General features: G+C 38.2%; 14 protein-coding genes. 7 read left to right on the forward strand and 7 right to left on the reverse strand.

The window, feature by feature from the left end; translation table 11 throughout:
• Nucleotides 1–113: 113 nt before the first annotated feature.
• Together GAB14E_RS14270 and GAB14E_RS14265 are read left to right on the forward strand one after the other, a co-directional pair.
• Nucleotides 114–1,214 (forward strand): efflux RND transporter periplasmic adaptor subunit, encoded by a 1,101-nt coding sequence (locus GAB14E_RS14270; protein ID WP_033081813.1) that lies wholly within the window; start codon nt 114–116, stop codon nt 1,212–1,214.
• An 18-nt stretch (nt 1,215–1,232) separates the two neighbouring features.
• Nucleotides 1,233–4,331, forward strand: a complete 3,099-nt coding sequence (locus GAB14E_RS14265; RefSeq protein ID WP_033081814.1) for an efflux RND transporter permease subunit — start codon at nt 1,233–1,235, stop codon at nt 4,329–4,331.
• Between the two features lie 109 nt (nt 4,332–4,440).
• Here GAB14E_RS14265 and GAB14E_RS14260 read toward each other — a convergent pair whose 3' ends face one another.
• Nucleotides 4,441–4,833: a hypothetical protein gene (locus tag GAB14E_RS14260; RefSeq protein WP_033081815.1), complete on the reverse strand. Its 393-nt coding sequence runs from the start codon at nt 4,831–4,833 to the stop codon at nt 4,441–4,443.
• A gap of 173 nt (nt 4,834–5,006) precedes the next feature.
• On the opposite strand from GAB14E_RS14260, the gene GAB14E_RS14255 reads away from it, so the two are divergent.
• Complete coding sequence (locus tag GAB14E_RS14255) at nt 5,007–5,519, forward strand: RDD family protein (RefSeq protein WP_033081816.1); 513 nt, start codon at nt 5,007–5,009, stop codon at nt 5,517–5,519.
• Nucleotides 5,520–5,874: 355 nt separating this feature from the next.
• On the opposite strand, the gene lptG is transcribed toward GAB14E_RS14255, so the two are convergent.
• Together lptG and lptF are read right to left on the reverse strand one after the other, a co-directional pair.
• Nucleotides 5,875–6,939: an LPS export ABC transporter permease LptG gene (gene lptG, locus GAB14E_RS14250; RefSeq protein WP_033081817.1), complete on the reverse strand. Its 1,065-nt coding sequence runs from the start codon at nt 6,937–6,939 to the stop codon at nt 5,875–5,877.
• On the reverse strand, nt 6,939–8,102 hold the full coding sequence (gene lptF / locus GAB14E_RS14245; RefSeq protein WP_033081818.1) for an LPS export ABC transporter permease LptF: 1,164 nt from the start codon (nt 8,100–8,102) through the stop codon (nt 6,939–6,941). The genes lptG and lptF overlap by 1 nt, the downstream gene beginning before the upstream one ends.
• Nucleotides 8,103–8,322: 220 nt before the next feature.
• Here lptF and pepA point away from each other — a divergent pair, with 220 nt between their 5' ends.
• From pepA to GAB14E_RS14225, 4 genes are all read left to right on the forward strand, one after another.
• Nucleotides 8,323–9,828 (forward strand): leucyl aminopeptidase, encoded by a 1,506-nt coding sequence (gene pepA, locus GAB14E_RS14240; protein WP_033081819.1) that lies wholly within the window; start codon nt 8,323–8,325, stop codon nt 9,826–9,828.
• Nucleotides 9,829–9,994: 166 nt separating this feature from the next.
• Entirely contained in the window at nt 9,995–10,465 is a 471-nt protein-coding gene (locus GAB14E_RS14235; protein WP_033081820.1) for a DNA polymerase III subunit chi, read from the forward strand.
• 202 nt (nt 10,466–10,667) lie between these two features.
• Nucleotides 10,668–13,538: a valine--tRNA ligase gene (locus GAB14E_RS14230; protein ID WP_033081821.1), complete on the forward strand. Its 2,871-nt coding sequence runs from the start codon at nt 10,668–10,670 to the stop codon at nt 13,536–13,538.
• A gap of 476 nt (nt 13,539–14,014) precedes the next feature.
• Nucleotides 14,015–14,224, forward strand: a complete 210-nt coding sequence (locus tag GAB14E_RS14225) for a cold-shock protein (protein WP_011041587.1) — start codon at nt 14,015–14,017, stop codon at nt 14,222–14,224.
• A 221-nt stretch (nt 14,225–14,445) separates the two neighbouring features.
• Here the strand turns inward: GAB14E_RS14225 and GAB14E_RS14220 are convergent, their stop codons facing one another.
• The 4 genes from GAB14E_RS14220 to GAB14E_RS14205 all read right to left on the reverse strand — a co-directional run bounded on the left by GAB14E_RS14220 (nt 14,446) and on the right by GAB14E_RS14205 (nt 21,018).
• A complete protein-coding gene (locus tag GAB14E_RS14220) occupies nt 14,446–15,207 on the reverse strand; it encodes a PepSY domain-containing protein (RefSeq protein ID WP_081967778.1) in 762 nt (253 codons plus the stop codon).
• A complete protein-coding gene (locus GAB14E_RS14215; RefSeq protein WP_231562013.1) occupies nt 15,200–15,982 on the reverse strand; it encodes a PepSY domain-containing protein in 783 nt (260 codons plus the stop codon). Before GAB14E_RS14215 ends, GAB14E_RS14220 begins: the two co-directional genes overlap by 8 nt.
• Nucleotides 15,983–15,995: 13 nt before the next feature.
• A complete protein-coding gene (locus GAB14E_RS14210) occupies nt 15,996–17,189 on the reverse strand; it encodes a hypothetical protein (RefSeq protein WP_033081822.1) in 1,194 nt (397 codons plus the stop codon).
• A 214-nt stretch (nt 17,190–17,403) separates the two neighbouring features.
• The gene (locus tag GAB14E_RS14205) at nt 17,404–21,018 is read right to left on the reverse strand and encodes a hypothetical protein (protein WP_033081823.1); all 3,615 of its coding nucleotides are present in this window, start codon (nt 21,016–21,018) and stop codon (nt 17,404–17,406) included.
• Nucleotides 21,019–21,461 lie beyond the last annotated feature (443 nt).

The raw sequence follows: 21,461 nt of genomic DNA on the forward strand, positions 1-21,461 counted from the left end.
ACCAAACTATACGGTACTGAGCAGTACCAATTGTACAGTTCAGCAAAAATGATCTTTACTCATAGGGATATCCCTGAACTTTTGCCCAATCAAAAGTAACTAAAGGAACAAGCATGCGCTCGCTCTCATTTATAATAATTACCTTATTACTCGTTGGCTGTAATGAACCAGCTAAAGAAACTTCCAAACCTATTCGTCCGATAATGTGGACTAAAGTTGCAATATCTCCCTTTGAACAAATCCGAACCCTATCAGGTATTGTTGCCCCCGTAGAAGCAACTAAACTGAGCTTTGAAGTACAAGGAAAAATTCAAAGCATTGCAGTAAACCTTGGCAATGAAGTAGTTAAAGGACAAGAGCTAGCGCGTTTAAATCAACGTAATTTCAATTTGGGATTACAATCTGCACAAGCGCAATACCAACAGGCTAAGGCCACTTTGGTTGATGCTCAAAATAGCCATAGACGATACGAAAAATTACTCAAACAAGGTGTGGTATCACAATCAGGGTTCGATAATGCCAAAGCAACTTATGATGCTAGTCGAAGTGCTGCAGATGTCGCCCAAGCACAGTTAGATATTGCCAAAAAGAATTTACAAGATAGTATTTTATTAGCACCTTATGACGGCATTATCACCAAACGTTTATTTGAGCCTTCTCAGCAAATATCTGCTGGACAATCTCTTTTTGAAATTGAAGGAAATCACGGCCTTGAAGTGCATGTCATGGTACCGGAAACCCTCATTCGCGAATTAACCCAACATGCAATTATTCCAATCAGTTTTCCTGTTTTGCCTGAACTAACAATACAAGGACAAATTACCGAAATAGGTACACGTGCCGAGTTTGCTAATGCCTTCCCTGTTACTGTTGTGCTTCAAGGTGATAACCCCTTACTTCGCGCCGGTATGACCGCAGAAGTAGAATTTTCATTTGCTGGCACGGGTAGAACAGGCCATAAAGGCGATGTTTTTCGTATTCCTGCAACCGCATTAAGTGCGGGGTTAGCACAGAAAGTCTACGTTTTTGTTTATAACCCTCAAAGCCAACAAGTCATTAAAACTCAGGTACAGACAGAAAATATTTTCAAAAATGAAGTCTTCGTTTCATCAGGGTTAAAAGCCGGCGATATTATTGCTACCGCTGGTGTAGCCTTTTTGCGTGATGGTCAACAAGTCAGTTTGACAGATAACACCATTCAGCGTTTTAATTAGCTTCGGATATATAAAATAATGAACATTACCCAACTGGCTTTTACATACCGAAAAAGCGTGTTTTTGATTATGGCGGTGTTATTAGTGAATGGCTTTTTTGCCTACTTCACTTTACCTGCTCAAGAAGATCCAACCATTACCATACGCGAAGCTATTGTTAGTACTTCATTCCCTGGTATGGCTCCGGATAGAATAGAACAATTAATCACTAAAAAGCTGGAAGAAGAGATACGAAAAATTCCGGAAGTAAAAGAAATAAAATCTAGCTCCGCCACCGGCATATCTATAATCCACGTTAAGATTTACGACCGCTACTTTAACCTTGACGATATTTGGCAAAACCTGCGAAATAAAGTCACCGCCGCGCATAACAAAATGCCCTCTGGCACACACACACCCTATGTTAATGATGAATTTGGTGATGTCTCTGTTGTTACTTTAGCGCTTACCGCTGATGGTTTTGACTTAGGTGAAATGTATGATATTTCACAGCATATTCGCGATACTCTATATGGTGTTGCTGGCACTAAAAAGATTGAAATATTAGGTCGTCAAGAAGAGCGCATTTTTTTAGAGGCCTCAAATGCTAGACTTGCTCAATTAGGTATATCACCACAATCGCTTATTAATGAATTACAAAAGCAAAATATTGTTCGCTCTGGCGGCCAAATAGATACCGGCGCTATCAGCTTTATTGTCGAGCCCTCTGGTAATTTTGATAGCCTTGCGGATATTGGTGATACTTATATAAATATCCCAAATAGCGAAGACTTTATTGCCCTAAAAGATATAGTGAGCTTGCGTCGAGATTTTATTGATCCGCCTGATAAAACCGCTTATCTAAATGGTCAGTCGGCTATATTCTTTGCGATATCAAAGTTACCACAAGACAACCTTTTAGAATATGCCCCACGGGTACTCGCTAAAATCAATGAAATTGAATCGAGCCTCCCGATAGGCTACCAGCTTAATATTGCCACTTATCAAGCAGATCAAGTAGAAAAAACCATTAATGGTGTCTCTGTTAATGTCTTGCAAACCTTGGCGATTGTTTTAGTGGTGGTTATCTTATTTTTAGGTCTACGAACAGGATTGATTGTTGGCGCTATTGTGCCTTTTGTTATGTTAATCACGTTAAGCATAATGCAATTTAGTGATATGAAACTCGAACGTATGAGTTTAGCAACTCTCATTATTTCTTTGGGTTTATTAGTAGACAATGGCATTGTTATCGCCGAGGATTTTAAACGTCGTTTAGAAGATGGTGTAGACCGTTATAATGCCATGTTGCAAGGTAGCAAAGAGCTAGCTATTCCCCTACTCAGTTCATCGGTAACAACTATTTTGTTTTTCTTACCCCTAATGTTGGCCGAGCATGTTGCCGGTGAATATACCCGATCTATCTCTCTGGTTATTCTAATTACCTTGCTTACCAGCTGGATCTTGGCTCTATGCGTTACGCCATTGTTGTGTTACTTCTTCATTACCTTGCCTGATAATAAACATGCCAAAGGTGAAGAGCCTAAAGGTAAAGCAGCTGAACCAAGTAAGTTTTATCGTTATTACGAAAATTTTCTCCACTGGTTACTAAAACATAAAGCCTTATTTATGACTGCTATGTTAGCGCTATTTATTGGTTCTGTACTATCAATGAAGTATGTTGCTAAACAGTTTTTTCCAGATTCTGACCGTACACAAATACTGGTTAATATCGACTTACCTAATGGCACTTCATCTAAAGAAACCAATCGTCAGATGAAAGACATTTTTACTTGGCTAGACAATGATAGTCACTTTGCTTTCATTGAAAGCTACTCTGCCTATGTCGGCTTTAGTGGTCCTAGATTTGTTATGTCGCTTAACCCTGAAGATCCGGCACAAAATAAAGGTTTTATGGTATTAAACGTTAAGGATGGCACTGATATCAGTGCCACAGTATTAATGCTGGATGAGCAAATAGAACATAACTTTCCCAATGTTTCGGCACGGGTCAAAAAAATGTTTTTAGGTCCTTCAGATTCAAGCACCATTAAAATTCAAGTAAAAGGCCCTGATAAAGACGTTATCTACAAAAAAGCCCAACAGATAATGTCAGTATTACACGATGTGCCTAACACTATAGATATTCGTACTGATTGGGAAAACTTGATCACTAAAATTGATGTGCAAATAGACCAACATAGAGCAAAGCGTTCAGGCCTTACTTCTGAAGAAATTGCTCAAGCACTAGAAGCCTATTTTTCTGGTTCAAAAATCACTGAATTTCGCGAAGGTGATAATGTTATCCCTGTAGTATTGCGCGCAGAGCAAGCTGAGCGACAGAGCCTTGATAGGCTTAGAACCCTTAATATTTATTCGAATAAAACTGGCCAAACTGTGCCCTTATTCCAAGTTGCCAATTTAGCGCCTTATAATCAATTTTCGATAATTCATCATGAAAACCTATTTCGTACCATTAGTATTCAAGCTAGAAATACTGATGTCGCCGCAGAGGATCTTAAGTTAATTATTGATGAGGAAATTCAAGCCTTAGCTGCCGATTTGCCTATTAATCATAGTATTGAATATGATGGTGTGATTAAGGAGTCTAAAGCTGCACAAAAAGCTTTAGGAGCTAGTATGCCAATAGTATTAGGTTTAATATTAATCTTATTAGTGGCGCAATTTAATTCATTCAGGCAAGCCGCGGTTATTACTTTAACTATCCCACTATCCTTTATAGGTGCTGTTATGGGCCTATTTTTGATGCAAGCCCCGTTTGGCTTTATGGTAACCTTAGGGCTATATAGCTTAGCCGGTATCATTATTAATAATGCTATCGTGTTAATTGACAGAATTAAAATTGAAACCGCGACTGGTAAGTCTGATTATCAAGCTGTGGTCGATGCTTGTTTAACAAGATTACGGCCGATAGCCATGACGACAATCACGACTGTGATGGGTTTATTACCGTTAATTATTGGCAAAGACCCGCTGTTTTATGGCATGGCTAACGTTATAGCTTTTGGCCTAGGTATAGGTACCATATTGACACTAGCCGTGGTACCTGCACTTTATTGTGGTTTTTATAAAATTTCGGATACTCGTGACAATTCAATTAAAGTTAAGTTAACTTAACTTAACTTAGCATTCACTTTTGAACTAGCTCATAAAAAAGCCAATTTTATTGTTAAATAAGATTGGCTTTTCTTTTAATTACGTTAGCGAAAAATACCGATAAAGAGAATTAACTTAGTTGCTCTTTAAGCCAACGTTTAGCGGTATCATTATCAAGAAAAAATTCGTGCTTTAGGTTAACTGCTTGATAAGAAATACGACAAATATGCTCCGTAGTAGACGGCACTTCACTACGTGATAAGTTTACAGCGACCGCTGTAGCCTGACCTTTTTTAAGAAAATTTATATGATAGTCCATTGTTTCAGCGGTACCTATAGCTTCACCTATTGGAATGAGTAATACCGCATATTTACTATAGGCAATTTGCTTAACAGCGTTATAAAGATCTTGATGCAGGATATGGAAAAACTCTAAGTTCCACGGACCTTCACATTCAAGGATAATGATATTATCTTCAATATTAATATTTATCTTGCCGTGCGCTGGAAAGTTAATAGCCATTTAGCTGATATTATCCTTTACTCAAAAATGTAATAACTCAACATAAAATTAACTGCTGAGCTGTTAGCTATTTTACGCTAACTGGCGGGGATACTCAATTAAGGTAAACTTTGTTAAACTGCAAAAAATATTTCCACCTTTTACTCTCAAATACCTAACATAAAGAAGACTCAATGACTGATACAACCCCTCACACAACCGCTAACAGTTTTCCTCGCGCAGGCTTTAGACGACGTTTTGGCTCATGGATTTACGACTTCCTACTTTCTTTTGCTGTTTATATGGTCGCTGGTGCGGTTTCGTTTTTATTACTGTACCTAGGGCATTATTTTGGTCTGTATAGCATGCAAGGAGAGCAACACTTTTCCGATACCATTGCCAATACAGCTTGGTTAAAGTGGCCAAATGAATTATGGAAAATGGCTTGGGTAGGTTTTTTCTTTGTTTATTTTTGGACTAAAAGTGGTCAAACACTGGGTATGAGGGCGTGGCGTTTACGCCTACAAAACCTTGATGGTTCACTCATAAGTAAAACTACAGCTATTAAACGCTTAGTACCTACTTTGTTAGGTTTAGGTAATATTTTAGTTATTCTTGACCGTAAAAATAAGCTTAGCTTACAAGATAGGCTGACCAAAACTGAAGTTGTGCGGTTGTCTCTAGAGGCTAATCGAGGACGCTTATAAACGCTACGTCCTCAGTAGGGCTATTGCCATTGTGAATAGCGCTCATTGTTAGCCAATTATTAACTCAAGCTAATTTTTACAAATCAGTATATTCTAAGGCTATTAACGCCTTTAACGTTAACTAACCTGAGTTCTGGATAATGAGTACTTGATGTTTAAGTAAAAGCAACAACTTACGGTTATTAACAATAAAACTTACCAAGTTAAATCGCGATGTACTCGATCAATGTTTCAATTTATTCTATTATCAAAGAAAAACGTTTATGAATAACAGGTTATTTATCGACGTTTTAACGCTGAGAATTGGATAAAGGAGAATATTGAGCAAATGTTGCTTATCCAGAGTTCAGGTTAACTAGGCCTTTTTATTTATAATATACCAAGCAGCACTCACAAATATTAAACTTGGCGCCATTGCTCCCAGCACTGGTGGTAGCTGATAAACCAAACTCAACGAGCCTAACACTTCATTACTAATAAAAAATAGAATGCCAGTAAAGACCCCCATCATAATACGCGCTCCCATAGAAACTGAACGTAATGGCCCAAAAATAAACGACAGAGCCACTAGCAGCATGACCGCAACGGTTAATGGCTGCATTATTTTTCGCCAAAATGCTAATTGATAACGACTAGGGTCTTGCTCGTTGGCTTCTAAATAATCTAGATAATCAGTCAAACCTCGTAAGGAGAGAGATTCTGGTGTAACGGTCACTACGCCAAGTTTTTTAGGTGTTAACGATGAATTCCAAATTTTTGTACTATGCTTTTTTGTGATAATTTGATTATCGATTAATACAAATTCCTCAACGTCGCTGAGCAACCAACTTTTGTCTCGATAAACAGCACTTTTTGCGGAAAGCCAACTATCAATTTTTAACTCATCATTAAAACCATAGACTTGAATTTTCTTCAACTGGCCTTTATCCAATACCTCACCAATGTTAACAAAATAATCGCCATCTTTAGCCCAAACGCCATTTTTAGAGGCTATGAGACTACCACCTGAAATAGCTTGCGCACGAATTTGACGTGCTTTTGCTTCGCCGCTAGGCGCCAACCACTCACCAATGGCCATACTGACAAAGATTAATAAAATGGCCGTTTTCATCACCGACTTTATAATATCTAATTTTGATAAACCTGCGGCCTGCATCACTATCAGCTCACTGTTACTGGCAAGCATACCTATACCAATTAAACCGCCAATCAGCGCTGACATAGGAAAAAACACTTCAACATCACGAGGAACCATATGGAGGACATATAAGGCGGCGTGGGCTAAATCGTAATCACCACGTCCTATAGCGCGCATTTGCTCAACAAATTTAATAATGCCACTAACGCTAATAAATACCGCTAAAGTAATAAAAGTGGTCGACGCAATAACACGGCCAATATAAAAATCAAGAATGCGCATTAATTACCTTTGCCTTGAGTGTTTTTCTTCTGCTTACGTTTAAAGTTCGGTAATTTTGCTTTTATGATTCTGCCGCTACTTCGCTCTTTCATCAATAACATCATGCCAATAAACAAGGCAGTAATATGTATAGGCCATAAACCAATAACACTAGGAATAGCATTTTTTTCTATGGCTGATCGCATCGAGGTTAATAATAATAAATACCCCAAAAATAACATTAAAGCCGGCAGCATTTTAGCAAATTTACCTTGCCTCGGGTTTACCACACTTAACGGAACTGCAATGAAAACTAAGATGATACACAGTAGTGGGAAAGCCATACGCCATTGAATAGTCGCTCGATAAGCTGACTCTAATTCAGGCGGCATATTATTATACAATTCTAGCGTAGTTAAGGCGCTTAATTTACGGTGTTGATGTTCAACTTCTTGATCTTTAATTTGTATATAGTATTTTTTGAAAGCTACTGACTGGAATTCATTACTATCTATATCTCGGTGATAACGTATACCATCACCTAATACTAATTGCTGAGAGCCTAGTTCATCCTCAAAAACCTGACCGGTTTTGGCGTATACGATACTGGAATTGATAATACTAGCGCCAATATTTTCACCCTCAGGTAACTGGGCAACAAACACTTTATTTAAACGATTGGTTTCTCTATCTTTACCGTGAATAAATACCACTGCATCTTGATTACCCGTTTGCTGGAATCGCCCCGACACTAATGCGCTTAAGCCGGAATCAGCAGCAAGCTCTTCTTTTACTTGATATTGATACTCTGAAGCGAGCGGCGCAAGGTATAAGGTGAATATACCAGTAAAAATTGCGGTGATTACCGCCAACACTAAGGTGACTCGTACTACATACCACTCACTAACACCACAAGCATGTAACACAGTCATTTCACTGTCCGCATATATGCGGCCATAAGCCAGTAAAACGCCGAGAAACAAACTAAGTGGTAGAATAAACCCAGCAAGATCTGGTATTTTCAAGGCAATAAAAGTCATCACCAATTGCCCCGGAATGCTTCCTTCTGATGCATCACCGAGTACACGGACAAACTTTTGACTGATAAAAATAGTCATCAACACAAAAAATACTGCTAATTGTGTTTTGGCGACTTCTTTTAATAAATAACGAAAAATGATCACAAAAAGATCCTGTAAAAACTTAGTTTTTATCTGACATATTGGCAAATATTGAGTAAACTTGCCGTTTTCATAAGTAAACTATATAGTCAGTAACTAACGAATATTGATGAGTGCGGCTATAATTATAGCCCTTAGCAATATCACTTGAATAGACAAGAGTGCTATTTTTTACTTATTTTAGCAAATTAATTACCTTATAAAAATTGTAAAAGGAAAAGTCATGGAGTTCAGTGTAAAAAGCGGCAGTCCCGAAAAACAACGTAGCGCTTGTATTGTTGTTGGTGTTTTTGAACCACGCAGACTTAGCGGTACCGCCGAGCAGCTTGATGAAATTAGTGAAGGCTACATTAGCAACCTTTTACGTAAAGGTGACTTAGAAGGCAAATCAGGACAGATGTTATTATTACATCATGTACCTAATATTTTAAGCGAACGCGTTTTATTAGTGGGTTGTGGTAAAGAGCGAGAACTTGATGAGCGCCAGTATCGTCAAATCATTACCAAAACAATTAATACTCTAAATGAAACGGGTTCAATGGAGGCTGTATGCTTCTTATCTGAGTTACATGTTAAAGGCCGTGATATTTACTGGAAAGTTCGTCAAGCCGTAGAAGCAGCACAAGATGGTTTATACAGTTTTGACAGTTTAAAAACTCGTATTGCCGAGCCGCGTCGTCCATTGCGTAAAGTTGTTTTCAATGTACCTACTCGCCGTGAACTGCCTATTGGTGAACGTGCAGTTGCCCATGCATTAGCCATAGCTGAAGGTGTTACGACCTGTAAAAATGTTGCTAATATGCCGCCAAACATTTGTAATCCTGCTTATCTTGCTGAACAAGCCAAGATCCTTGAAAGTGATTATGAAAATGTCACCACTACCATTGTTGGCGAAAAAGAAATGGAAGAGCTTGGTATGGGGTCATACCTTGCTGTAGGTCGTGGCTCAGTAAATGAATCATTAATGAGCATCATAAAATATGATGGCGCAAATGATGATTCAAAGCCTCTGGTATTAGTGGGTAAAGGTTTAACTTTTGACAGTGGCGGTATTTCATTGAAACCTGGCTTAGGCATGGATGAAATGAAATATGATATGGGTGGCGCTGCTGGTGTTTTAGGTGCTATGCATGCCCTCGCCGAGCTTAATCTACCAATTAATGTTATTGGCGTTTTAGCCGGTTGTGAAAATATGCCTAGCAGCAATGCTTATCGTCCTGGTGATATCTTAACCACTATGTCAGGGCAAACTGTTGAAGTATTAAATACTGATGCCGAAGGCCGTTTGGTATTGTGTGACGCGCTTACCTATGTTGAGCGTTTTGACCCTGATGCTGTTATTGATGTGGCAACGTTAACTGGTGCTTGTGTAGTAGCTTTAGGCGCACATGCAACAGGTTTGCTTAGTAGCCATAACCCACTTGCCCACGAGCTATTAAATGCTTCAGAGCAAAGTGGTGACAGAGCATGGCGCTTACCATTATGGGATGATTATCAAGATCAACTTGAAAGCCCATTTGCTGACTTTACCAATTTAGGTGGCAAAGAGGCAGGCACCATTACGGCGGCTTGTTTCTTATCAAAATTCACTAAAAAATATAACTGGGCGCATTTAGATATTGCCGGTACTGCATGGCGTAGCGGTAAAAACAAGGGTGCTACTGGTCGTCCGGTAAGCATGCTTACCCAGTTCTTGCTTAACCGCGCAGGTCAAGAACAAGGCGAGTAGACCAGTCCTTGCAAGCAAAAATCGTAAACTGAAATAGTTAGCTTATGGCATAAAAAATAAACCCTAGTAGTTATGCTATTAGGGTTTAGTTATTCTCATTTGCGAATGAAAGTGGGTCAATTAACTTTGCCCTATTAACTTCGGCCTTTATATTTAGGTAAAAAAAATGCAAACCCAAGTAATGTTTTATCTACTTAAGGATGAATTAACAGACGAAGCAGAAAACGATACTCGTTCTGCGCTCTATCATGCCTGTTTGCAAGCTAGCTATTTTTATCGCCAAAAACAGCGAGTCTATATTTACGCAAAAGATCAACAACATGCTGAACAAATTGATGAAATGCTTTGGGCTTTTGATAGTGATAGTTTTGTACCACACAACCTAGTTGGTGAAGGCCCTAAACAAGGCGCGGCTGTTGAAATAGGCTTTCAAGCGCCACAAGGGCGTCGGCAAGTACTCATTAACTTGACCAGTACAGTGCCTAATTTTGCTAATCAATTTCAATTTATAGTCGATTTTGTACCGAGTGATGAAACACTTAAGCAACAAGCGAGAGAACGCTTTAAAACTTGCCGACAATGGGGTTTTCAAGTGGATAACCAAGCGGTAACTGTGCCAGAGAAAGCCAGTGATTAGTGGCTTGCCTAACATAGCGACAAGTACAAAGAGAAACACCAAGAAAAATACGAACGTTAAGAGCAAATACCATGGCAATGAATTTTACTTCCTTGCACTTTGAATTTGTTGCGCTTTTACTGCAGAGCTCGTGAAAAGTTAATGCAGATAAGCAGTACAACAAAACAACGAACAACTAATAAACTTATTACCGGAAACTATGATGGAAAAAACCTTTAACCCTACCGACATTGAACAGTCCCTTTATACTAGCTGGGAAGAGCAAGGTTACTTTAGCCCAACAGGTGAAGGTGACAGTTACAGCATTGCTATCCCGCCACCAAATGTTACTGGTAGCTTACATATGGGTCATGCTTTTCAGCAAACCATCATGGATACGCTAATTCGCTATCAACGCATGCAAGGTAAAAATACCCTATGGCAAACAGGTTGCGACCATGCCGGTATAGCCACACAAATGGTAGTTGAACGTAAAATTGCCGCGGAAGAAGACAAAACTCGTCATGATTACGGGCGTGAAGGTTTTATCGATAAAATTTGGCAATGGAAGGAAGAATCAGGCGGTACTATTGGTAAACAAATGCGCCGCTTAGGTAACTCTATTGATTGGAGCCGCGAACGCTTTACTATGGATGACGGTATGTCTGAAGCAGTACAGGAAGTATTCGTTCGTCTTTTTGAAGACGACCTTATTTACCGCGGTAAACGATTAGTAAACTGGGACCCTAAATTCCATACTGCTATTTCAGATTTAGAAGTTGAAAACAAAGATAAAAAAGGCCACATGTGGCACTTGCGTTACCCACTTGCTAATGGTGAAAAGACCGCCGAAGGTCATGACTATTTAGTGGTTGCCACCACTCGTCCAGAAACCATGTTAGGTGATACTGGCGTTGCAGTTAACCCTGAAGATCCGCGTTACAAAGATTTAATTGGCAAACAAGTATTATTGCCGTTAGTAAATCGTTTAATTCCAATTGTTGGTGATGATCATGCCGATATGGCAAAAGGTACTGGTTGTGTGAAAATCACTCCAGCTCATGACTTTAACGATAATGAAGTAGGTAAACGTCATGCACTGCCACAAATTAATATTTTAGATAAAGATGCCGCAATTTTAGCTGCTGCTGAAGTTTATGATACTAAAGGCGAAGCATCTACCGCTTACAGCACAGACTTACCGAGCGATTTTGCTGGTATGGACCGTTTTGTTGCCCGTAAGGCTATCGTCGCTAAATTTGATGAGCTTGGTTTATTAGTTGAAGTAAAAGACCATGACTTAGTTGCCCCTTACGGCGATCGCTCAGGTGTTATTATTGAGCCGTTATTAACAGACCAATGGTACGTGCGTGTTGAAAAATTAGCAGGTCCTGCCGTTGATGCTGTAAAAGATGGTCAAATTGAATTTGTACCTAAGCAATACGAAAACATGTATTTTTCTTGGATGAACAATATTCAAGATTGGTGTATTTCACGTCAACTATGGTGGGGACATAGAATCCCAGCTTGGTATGATGAAAGCGGTAAAGTGTATGTTGGTCGTACCGAAGCAGAAGTACGTGAAAACAATGATATTGCTAACGATATGAAGCTACGTCAAGATGATGATGTACTTGATACTTGGTTTTCATCAGCTTTATGGACTTTCTCAACCCTAGGTTGGCCAAAAGACACTGATGATTTAAAAACTTTCCATCCGACCGATGTACTGGTTACAGGTTTTGACATTATTTTCTTCTGGGTTGCCCGCATGATCATGATGACTATGCACTTCAACAAAGATGAGAATGGTAAATCACAAATACCTTTCAAGAAAGTTTACATGACCGGCCTTATTCGCGATGAAAATGGCGATAAGATGAGTAAATCAAAAGGTAATGTTGTTGATCCATTAGATATGATTGACGGTATCTCTCTTGAAGATTTGTTGCAAAAACGTACCGGCAATATGATGCAACCAAAACTTGCCAAGAAAATTGAAAAACTGACCAAAAAAGAATATCCAAACGGTATTGAAGCACACGGTACTGATGCGCTACGTTTCACCTTAACTTCAGTTGCTACCACAGGTCGTGATATTAGCTGGGACATGAAGCGCCTTGAAGGTTACCGTAACTTTACCAATAAATTATGGAATGCTAGTCGTTATGTAATGATGAATACTGAAGAATTTGATTGTGGTCAAGCTTCAGAGAATGGCGCACCTGGTGAAATGGAATTATCACTTGCTGATCGTTGGATCATTGGTCAATTTGAGCAAACAGTTAAAACTGTTCATGAAGCTTTTGATACTTATCGCTTTGATCTTGCTTCACAAGCTTTGTATGAATTTACCTGGAACCAATTCTGTGATTGGTATTTAGAGCTTACTAAGCCAGTACTATTTAAAGGCAATGAAACGCAACAGCGTGGAACTCGTCATACCTTAGTAAACGTTTTAGAAGGTTTGTTACGCTTAATGCACCCAATTATGCCATTTATCACCGAAACTATTTGGCAACGTGTGCAGCCATTAAGTGACTTTGAAAAGGTTGGTGATTCAATCATGATTCAAGCCTTCCCTCAATTTGATGAGAGCAAATGTGATCAACAAGCGATTGATGACTTAGAGTGGGTAAAACAATTTATTGTTGCCATTCGTAATATCCGTGGGGAAATGGATATATCACCAAGTAAAGAATTACCCGTCTTACTTAAAAACGTTAGCGACATTGATCTACGCCGCTTAAGTAACAATGAGCAATTCTTATTAACCTTAGCCAAACTTGAAAGCATTACCGTACTAGCTGACGATGATCAAGGTCCAGCGTCAGCATCTGCTGTTGTTGGTGATTTATCGGTGCTTATCCCAATGGCAGGTTTAATCGATAAAGAAGCTGAATTGGCACGTTTAGATAAAGCCATGGAAAAGCTTGAAAAAGATGCCGCGAGAACTCGTGGTAAGCTAGGTAACGAGAACTTTGTTGGTAAAGCACCGCCAGCTGTTATTGAAAAAGAAAAAGCAAAGTTAGCTGAAGCAGAGTCTGCTCTGGTGAAAATGCTTGAACAAAAAGAGCAAATTGCTGCGCTCTAGTTTGTAACCTTTCTCAATATCAAAAAAGTGATGACTAGTCTAACCAGTCATCACTTTTTTGTTTTATGCCCCGCTAATTATCTCTTATCGCTGTATTTCCACTGGCTTGGGTAACCAGTATCATTTAAAACGAAAAAATGTTGAACTAATCCAATTTTTTATAAAGCATATTAAAAATAACTATGCTAGACTACTTTTGCGTTGAGTTCTTGCGTTGCAGATGAAGGTTTATACTGACTTTTGTTGTAGGTTTTCTATCTGATGCACTAAAGTGTGATGATATACTTGAATATTCTACACAGGCGGATTTTAAACAATGCAAACTATTGTTTGAAGCAATGATTGTGTCGAATATGGTTTGTTTCCTTCCTCTTCCTGTACTTTTTGGTAGAGGGCATTTACTCGGGTAAAAACGGTTTCTATCCATTCTGGAATAGAGCCACATTATTATTTTATGACTACGGGAAAATGTTAGTATGTCTGATACAGTTACTGGTAAAGTTAAATTTTTCAACGAAACTAAAGGTTTCGGTTTTATAGAGCAAGAAAATGGTCCTGACGTGTTTGTTCACTTCAGCGCTATCTCTGGAGACGGTTTCCGTACTCTAGCTGACGGTCAAGCAGTTACTTTTACTGTTAAACAAGGTCAAAAAGGCCCTGAAGCAGAAAACGTACTAGCTGTATAAGTTTAACTTATAAAGCTAAGCTAAAAAAACGAAGCATGAGTTAACTCGTCCTTCGTTTTTTTGTATCTGCTACTTTATTTCTGCCCTTCCTTTTCTATTTAAACGCTTCTGTATTACCTCTGCAACCTTAGCTCATTAGAGCTTAGCTTCCATGCTTATTCTATAACCCCCCACTGCCTCGACAATTAATAACCTTACAGCCAAAAACTCCTTAATAGCCTTTACTTATAACGTCCTTTTATTAATAACTCTAAAGTCCAAATCAAACCGGTCAAACAAAAGAACAAAGTTAATATGGCAAAAATGCTAATCTGCAAATTATTAAAGCCGCCAACAGCACCTTGGCCAAATAAAGGGTAATCCATAAAGTGCAGCATAAAGAAGAAATCAACAAAACGTTTATCTTCATTGCTATGGCCAATCAAACGGCCTGAGCTGGCATTGATATAAACACTGGTATGCAATTCATCAGAAAAGTTAACTTGCCATAAATTGTTTTCTTCTTTTAAAAAGTCATTAATGGGCGGTTTAACTAGTAATACATTAGCGATCTTCCCTGGCCCATTATAACTAGCCTGTGCTAACGCCGATGCCATTTCAATATCTAACTTTTTAATTAAACCAGTATAAGCATCAACTAGAGTAAAGTGGCTGTCGAAGTGTTTATATAAGCCTTTATCATGAGTTAATAAGTAATACGGCTTACCAAGTCGTTGAATCAAAGCGACCTCGCTAGCGGATGTATTACTAGCCAATAACAACTCTTTGGGATCAAACAAACGTTGATGGTCGATATCTTGGCTGACTAAGTTTTGTTTATATTGATTGCCACTCGCTTTATCATGATCCATCAAGTTAAAAAACAAACCGGTACTTAGCCAAATAAATAATTGGATAAATACTAATAATGACAGCCACTTATGCAGTGTCTTAATGGTTGATAACATAAAGTATTTAGTATTCTTTTTATTAGCTTTATTCACTAGTAGCCTCTAGCTTTGCTTTGGAGGTTTTCTTTGGCTTGGATTTACTTAACTTAACTCGACCAGACTTGCCTTTCCTGCGCTTATTCTGCGCAGGAGCAAGGCGATAGTAAGTCAGTATTAGTCCAAATATACTGGCTATAAAAGCCAGTATAGAGACAATGAGTAGTAGTTTATTGTCTGGAGATTCGTCAATGTAATCCATAACATGGAAAGCAAACATCCAATCGAAAATTCGCCAATAATCATGTCGTTTGGTCACTAACTGAGCTGAGTTAGTACTAATATAAAAACTTGGGCTAGCAAAATCATCAAATTCAACACGCCATACAGGAAGATGCCTAGAGCTGAGTTCCCTTATTGTATTTTCAGTGATTAGCTTAACACTACTGATTGCTATGCTTTTATCGGCATAATTATGTTTAGCAATTTCAATCGCTATGTCCTTGCTTATTGGCGAAATGAGCTGGCCATTACTGGCAGAAAGGGTCACTTTTTTCTTAGCTAAGTTAAAACGATAAACAACTTTATCTAACATTATGCCAAGTTCAATTTTACTTGCCTGAGGGTGTTCTGCGAGTAGCTGCTTAAAACTATAACTAACTTGCCCGGGGGCTATGTTTTTTTTTTGCTTTGCAACTAACGAGTCACCATGAATATAATCAATATCCATTAGTACCATATAGGTACCTGAAACAGACCAAACAACAAGCTGTAAGCCAATGAATAACATCAGCCATTTATGATATTTTCTACTACTCCTATGTAAAGACACCTAAATTCAGCTCCTATATTTCTTTTAAAGCTTGTACTAACATTGCTTCTATTTGCGCAATGATTGCTTGGTTAGTTTTCTCATCAAATCCGTTAATACGTGGCGTATGAATATGACCAGTAGGAATAATTGAGCCAAGCTTATTACGCAGTACAATACTGCGATAAGAGATTTCGTTTGATAGATAACCACCACCACCACCTTGTACTGACACTTTATCAGTAAGCTCCGTTAAACTATTAACGGTAATATCTTTAGCTTTACCATCAGTTAAAATAGTTACACCGCGGTTATCATTAATTTTATAAGCGCCTTTAGCTTGCATCATGCTCTTAAAAGGTAAACTAAACAGCACAAATTCATCACCGTTTAATGGCGAAGAAAGTAAATTAGGCACTAGCGGATTAGTTTTATTAGCGCCAGTATATACATTCACATTATCTGGCGCTGTTGCGCTGCGTCTTAAGCCAGGAAAGTGCTCTAAATCAAAATCACTGCGTCCCATAGATATAGTAGCAATCATATCAACACTATTAAGTGCATAAAAAGGCGCAAGTAGTCTTTCTATTTCGCCTTGGTCAAAGTCTTCATATCGAACAGGCACCATCGCCGTGTTAATTTCTGCGGTGAATATTTTATTCCCAAGTTGATATTCGATTACTAGGCCATCAAAGAGTAACGCAGCTAAACCTGAAGGATTAGATTGCTCGATATTTCTATCCAGCAAGAAGGGGTCAAAACCGGTTAACAATATACGTTTGTTGGTTCTTTTTTTATAAGCCAAGTCACTATAACCGCGAGAACTCTTTTCAAATACTTCTAACAAGCTTTCTAATTCACTTTGAGTAAAGTTATGTTTTGTCGATTTTACAAAAGAATGAATTGACAACCTAGTCCAGTATAAAGGCCTATCATCAACTACCTTACCACTTTGGGCTTGTTGCTTACTGTATTGCCAAAGTTCATCGCCAAGTTGCCTCATGGCACGTTTGGCAACTGCATAATCGGTAATGTTTGACCACTGCCCGTTAAAATCACTCCAATCAAAGTATGTTGTTAATATTGGCATAACTTGCTGCGCTTTTTCTACGCGTAGCTCTTCAATAGTTAACTGAGTATTGCTTTGACTTGCCATTGAGTAACTCAATGCACTTGCCGTTGTTAATAAGGTAAATAATAGCGAATAAAAAATTGTCGATGATTTCATAAACTTTCTCTTGCGGGGAATAAGGGGCTAGCTTTAACTATATTCAATCAATAGTTAAATTTGTATGTCTAACATACTAATAGAAATCAGCTAGGTGCAACAGAGATCATTTGACCTTAAAACAAAAAATCCGATGGCTTTCGCCATCGGATTTTAATTTTAAAGTTACTTACTTAAAAGCTGTTAACTTAACAGATAGTTATTAGTTATCTTACTAGTTTTGAACTTTAACAAATACACCTTCATTACCATTGGTGAATTCACTTGAGAAAATTACACCACCAGTATCGACATTATCTAAATCAGTTAAATCAGTAACTTTTAGGTTATCGATAGAGGTTGAACCATTGTTTTCAATACTTAACTGCAAACCAAAGCCACCTTGAGCATCATCAGCAGTAAAATATTGCCAACTTGCTTCAAAAACATCAACAAATAAGGCTTTAGTCATATTATAAACTTCAACACCTTCTGTATCAGTAACTACATAACTTAAGTTCACTTTACTACTGTCTTGTGCATCAGTGGTATATTCAAAGGTATGTTTCAACCATGTAGAATTAGTAACTAAGTCTTTATTAATAGTATTAGACCAATCATGACTAAAGTGATTAGTATAAGTATTATCTAAACCGATATGGTTAAAGTTGCGTTGAGCGTTATTTAAACCATAACCACCAAACTCAGCAAAACTAAACCAGCGATAATCATCAGTTGATTTTTCAAAGTTAGCGGCCACAAAGTCAGCTTGCCACTCCCAAGTACTTAACCAGTCACGAGTAACTTCGGCAATCTCCCCCTCAGCTAGAGTACGACCACCAAAAGCAGCTAATGCTGAAACATCAATTTTTGTATCGCCATCAATATCTGAAGCGTAATAATTTTCCACCCAATTAGTATTTTCTCTGGTAAATATTTCTGTATTATCAGCAATATTCATCCAAGTTTGACCCACCCACTGTAAATTGTCAGAGAGGATATCACCAGAAACTTCATCTAACCATTGCTCTTGAGTATATACAGTGTTTGCTGCAGGTGGTAAAACATTTCCTTCAGTATCACGCCATTCACCAAAGCTGTGATGATAAACAATTTCGGTATCACTGTCTGTCATGTAGCCAGCTTGTGAATGATACTTCACGCCAGTCGTTAAGTTTTTACGAACATTTTTAGCACTCAAACTATCATATTGATGAGAAAACATAACGCCATCAATATTTTCATAATGATCTGGTATCTCAATATAAGTTTTTGCAATCGCGGTATCTAAGAATACCTTACCATCTACATCTGCAACCGTTGTAGGAGTAACAGTTAAAGAATCGAGGATACGCTCCCACTTAACATCAATTTGCGCATTATCAGCTCTATATTGACGATAAACATTTTTATGAACATCAACATCAAACCAATCAAAACTATGCCATTCTCTATTACTATCTGCAGTATCAATTACATTATTAGCAACATTATTCCAATTTACTTGGTATGGGTCTGTTAGACGTAAAGTAAAACGCCCTTCAATAATTGCAGGCGTTGAAAATTCAACTCTATGGTTAATAGTTTTAATATCTGTAGCTAAGTTCACAGCCGCTTGTTTACCATTATTATCAACGGCTGCAGAGTGACGTAATACAGTACCATCACTAACGCCATCAATGACTTCAGCTAAGCTGGTGTAAAATCCGGTTTCAGGGCGGGTCGTAAACTTAGTAGTTAAGGGTGTTTCACTCATTAACAACTGCAAACCTTCTAAATCAAGAGCATCACCGCCAACGGAAATATTTAAATCTGTATCATATGGTAAAGGATCTGTTTTCCCTTCATCATCGATTACATAGTTACTATCAAATATAAGGTGTAAACGACGACCCAACCATACTTTCATACTGGTTACATCAACAGTCTCATCAAGTTCACTTTGGTAGTTAACAGAAATTAAAGCATTGACTGAATCAGCACTCATGTATTTATTAAACTCTACACTCGCTGAGTATACATTCTCAGGGTCTGAGTAAACTTGTACTATACGCGGATTACCGCCGGTAAAATTATCAGATTCAGAAGCTCGTAATACTTCATAATCTTCGATGACATTATTTTCACCAACAATTGATGCTGAAGCGCCGATTGTTAAATATTCATCAACGCTTGCTCCTTGTTTCATTTTTAAGGTATCAACTTGACCCGCGATCATCTGACTATTAGCACTGTCGAAACCAGAGAAGTAGATGATATCACCAGAAAGTTTCCAAGTAGAAATTTCGTAACGCTCCGTTGTCCATTCACCGTCAAGCATAGTAGTTAATTCACCATCCACCATACGAACCGCCTTAATGTTGGTACGTTTACCGTAAGCATTATGGCTTTCATCCTCTAGATAAAAAGCATAACCTTTTGATAGTTGAATGTTACGTTTGCCATTATCAAAATACCCCCACCAATTACTACCAACATTAAAACGCGCAAAAGTTGCTTTACTGTAAGGTAAAATACGCTTTAAATTTGCCCAAGACTCTGATAATTGAGTATCGTTGTTCCAAGTGTAATCTTCAAATAGGCCATAAATACTACCATCATCCGCTAAAATAACGCGACGTGGTGTACTATCCCAGCTGTTGCTTGAAAAAGGCTTGGTATTTAAGTTGAAGGTTTCAGCGCCACCAGCAAAGGTAGTACTTTTCTGACCAAAACTTATGCCTTTATTATTTTCACCACCATTTTGGCTGAAAATAATAGTGTTATGGTCATCAATAGCATAAAAGAAATCATTCCAATAACCTTGTTTACCAAGCTCTACCGTTGATTGAGTATCACCAGCTAGGCCAACGATCATTTTAAGACCAGTATTATCACCCCAATAGCTGTAAACCAAGCTATCCTCATCAATTTTAATATAACTTTGTACCCAGGTATCGTCACGAGTAATCTCTTTTACTTCACCTGCAGGGTTTATCTTTCGAATAGTAGGCTGTACATTCCAATCTGGTTGCAGATCATACAAATCATTAATACCATCGCCTGTAGTATCCAACTCATTAGTAATAATAAGATTACGGGCTAAAACAAAAACATTACCCTGCTCATCAACTTGTAATGGTTTACGCTTATCATCACTCATGGTTTGATGATAGGAGACATCCATTGAGATTGGTAAGGTATTAGCTGCTACACAATTCCAAGCACCATCAGTCGTTGCTACTTTAAAAATGGCACAGTTGCCCGTTGCTTTAATAAACTCTAGTGAAAGCCAGAAGTCATTTGGTGTTATACCATCATGTTTATCATGATTTGTAATAGCAAAATAAACAAACTGCTCTGTTTCACCATCTTCGTTCTTTAAATCTTTAACAACAGAATAAGAAACTTTAAAGTCATACTCTGTTTCGGCAGCAAAATTCATTGCGCCATTTTCATCGATAATAAATAAGTTACTGGCGCTGCCCCCTTCGCCTTCTTTTGCTACAGCGTTTGAGCTTCTACCTCTCGGCGCTAAAGCTGCGCGCTTTTTCTGTTTAAAGTCTTCGGTATTATCAGCATCGATGAAGGTAAATGAGTTTAATTTTCCATTAGCACTTTTTGCAGCGCCAACAAGACTTGAACCACCAGGTGTCGCTACAGCAGTATTATTTGTGGTTACAACACTAACCGCACCCGTCAATAAAAAGGTAACAGCTGCTGATGTGTCTGGAACTGGATCGGGCTCTGGTGCCGGAATTGGTTCTGGTGTCGGAGATGGTTCTGGTGCCACAGATTCTTCACCTCCGCCGCCACAACCAACAAGTAAACTAGCAATTGCGAATGCAATTATATTTTTTTTCAATATCATTTCAATATATCCCTTATACTCAACATACCAATAAAACAAACGCTTTTATAACAAGGTACTTACAAACGTCCATGTGTAATTTTAACGCACAGAGAGTGTCACAAAAACATACAAATCTCAATTAAAATATATATGCTTGAGGGTTATGCTCCTCTCCATTTCATTCATTATTCAGCGGCCTGAATCACCTCTTTATACAAAAATCAAACAAGTGAATTTAAGCGTAGTATTTATGCAAGTTATAACGCCACCGACAGAAGTAAATATACAAGATCTCGTATATAAAATAGGTTCCTAGAATGGGTTTAAGCAAAGGGGGCTTAAACAAGAATATGGATGAAATACAGGTAAAAATTAAGTATCACGAAGTTACTACAAGTGCCTGTGTTTTTTTATAAAAAAAGGCAATGCAGCTGAGCTACATTGCCTTTTTCAATCAAAAT

The organism is Colwellia psychrerythraea (assembly GCF_000764185.1).
Classification (GTDB): domain Bacteria; phylum Pseudomonadota; class Gammaproteobacteria; order Enterobacterales; family Alteromonadaceae; genus Colwellia; species Colwellia psychrerythraea_B.

Coding starts and splice junctions, on each gene's coding strand:
- GAB14E_RS14270 (WP_033081813.1), top strand. CDS start 114: ATGCGCTCGCTCTCATTTATAATAATTACCTTATTACTCGTTGGCTGT.
- GAB14E_RS14265 (WP_033081814.1), top strand. CDS start 1,233: ATGAACATTACCCAACTGGCTTTTACATACCGAAAAAGCGTGTTTTTG.
- GAB14E_RS14260 (WP_033081815.1), bottom strand. CDS start 4,833: ATGGCTATTAACTTTCCAGCGCACGGCAAGATAAATATTAATATTGAA.
- GAB14E_RS14255 (WP_033081816.1), top strand. CDS start 5,007: ATGACTGATACAACCCCTCACACAACCGCTAACAGTTTTCCTCGCGCA.
- lptG (WP_033081817.1), bottom strand. CDS start 6,939: ATGCGCATTCTTGATTTTTATATTGGCCGTGTTATTGCGTCGACCACT.
- pepA (WP_033081819.1), top strand. CDS start 8,323: ATGGAGTTCAGTGTAAAAAGCGGCAGTCCCGAAAAACAACGTAGCGCT.
- GAB14E_RS14235 (WP_033081820.1), top strand. CDS start 9,995: ATGCAAACCCAAGTAATGTTTTATCTACTTAAGGATGAATTAACAGAC.
- GAB14E_RS14230 (WP_033081821.1), top strand. CDS start 10,668: ATGGAAAAAACCTTTAACCCTACCGACATTGAACAGTCCCTTTATACT.
- GAB14E_RS14225 (WP_011041587.1), top strand. CDS start 14,015: ATGTCTGATACAGTTACTGGTAAAGTTAAATTTTTCAACGAAACTAAA.
- GAB14E_RS14210 (WP_033081822.1), bottom strand. CDS start 17,189: ATGAAATCATCGACAATTTTTTATTCGCTATTATTTACCTTATTAACA.
- GAB14E_RS14205 (WP_033081823.1), bottom strand. CDS start 21,018: ATGATATTGAAAAAAAATATAATTGCATTCGCAATTGCTAGTTTACTT.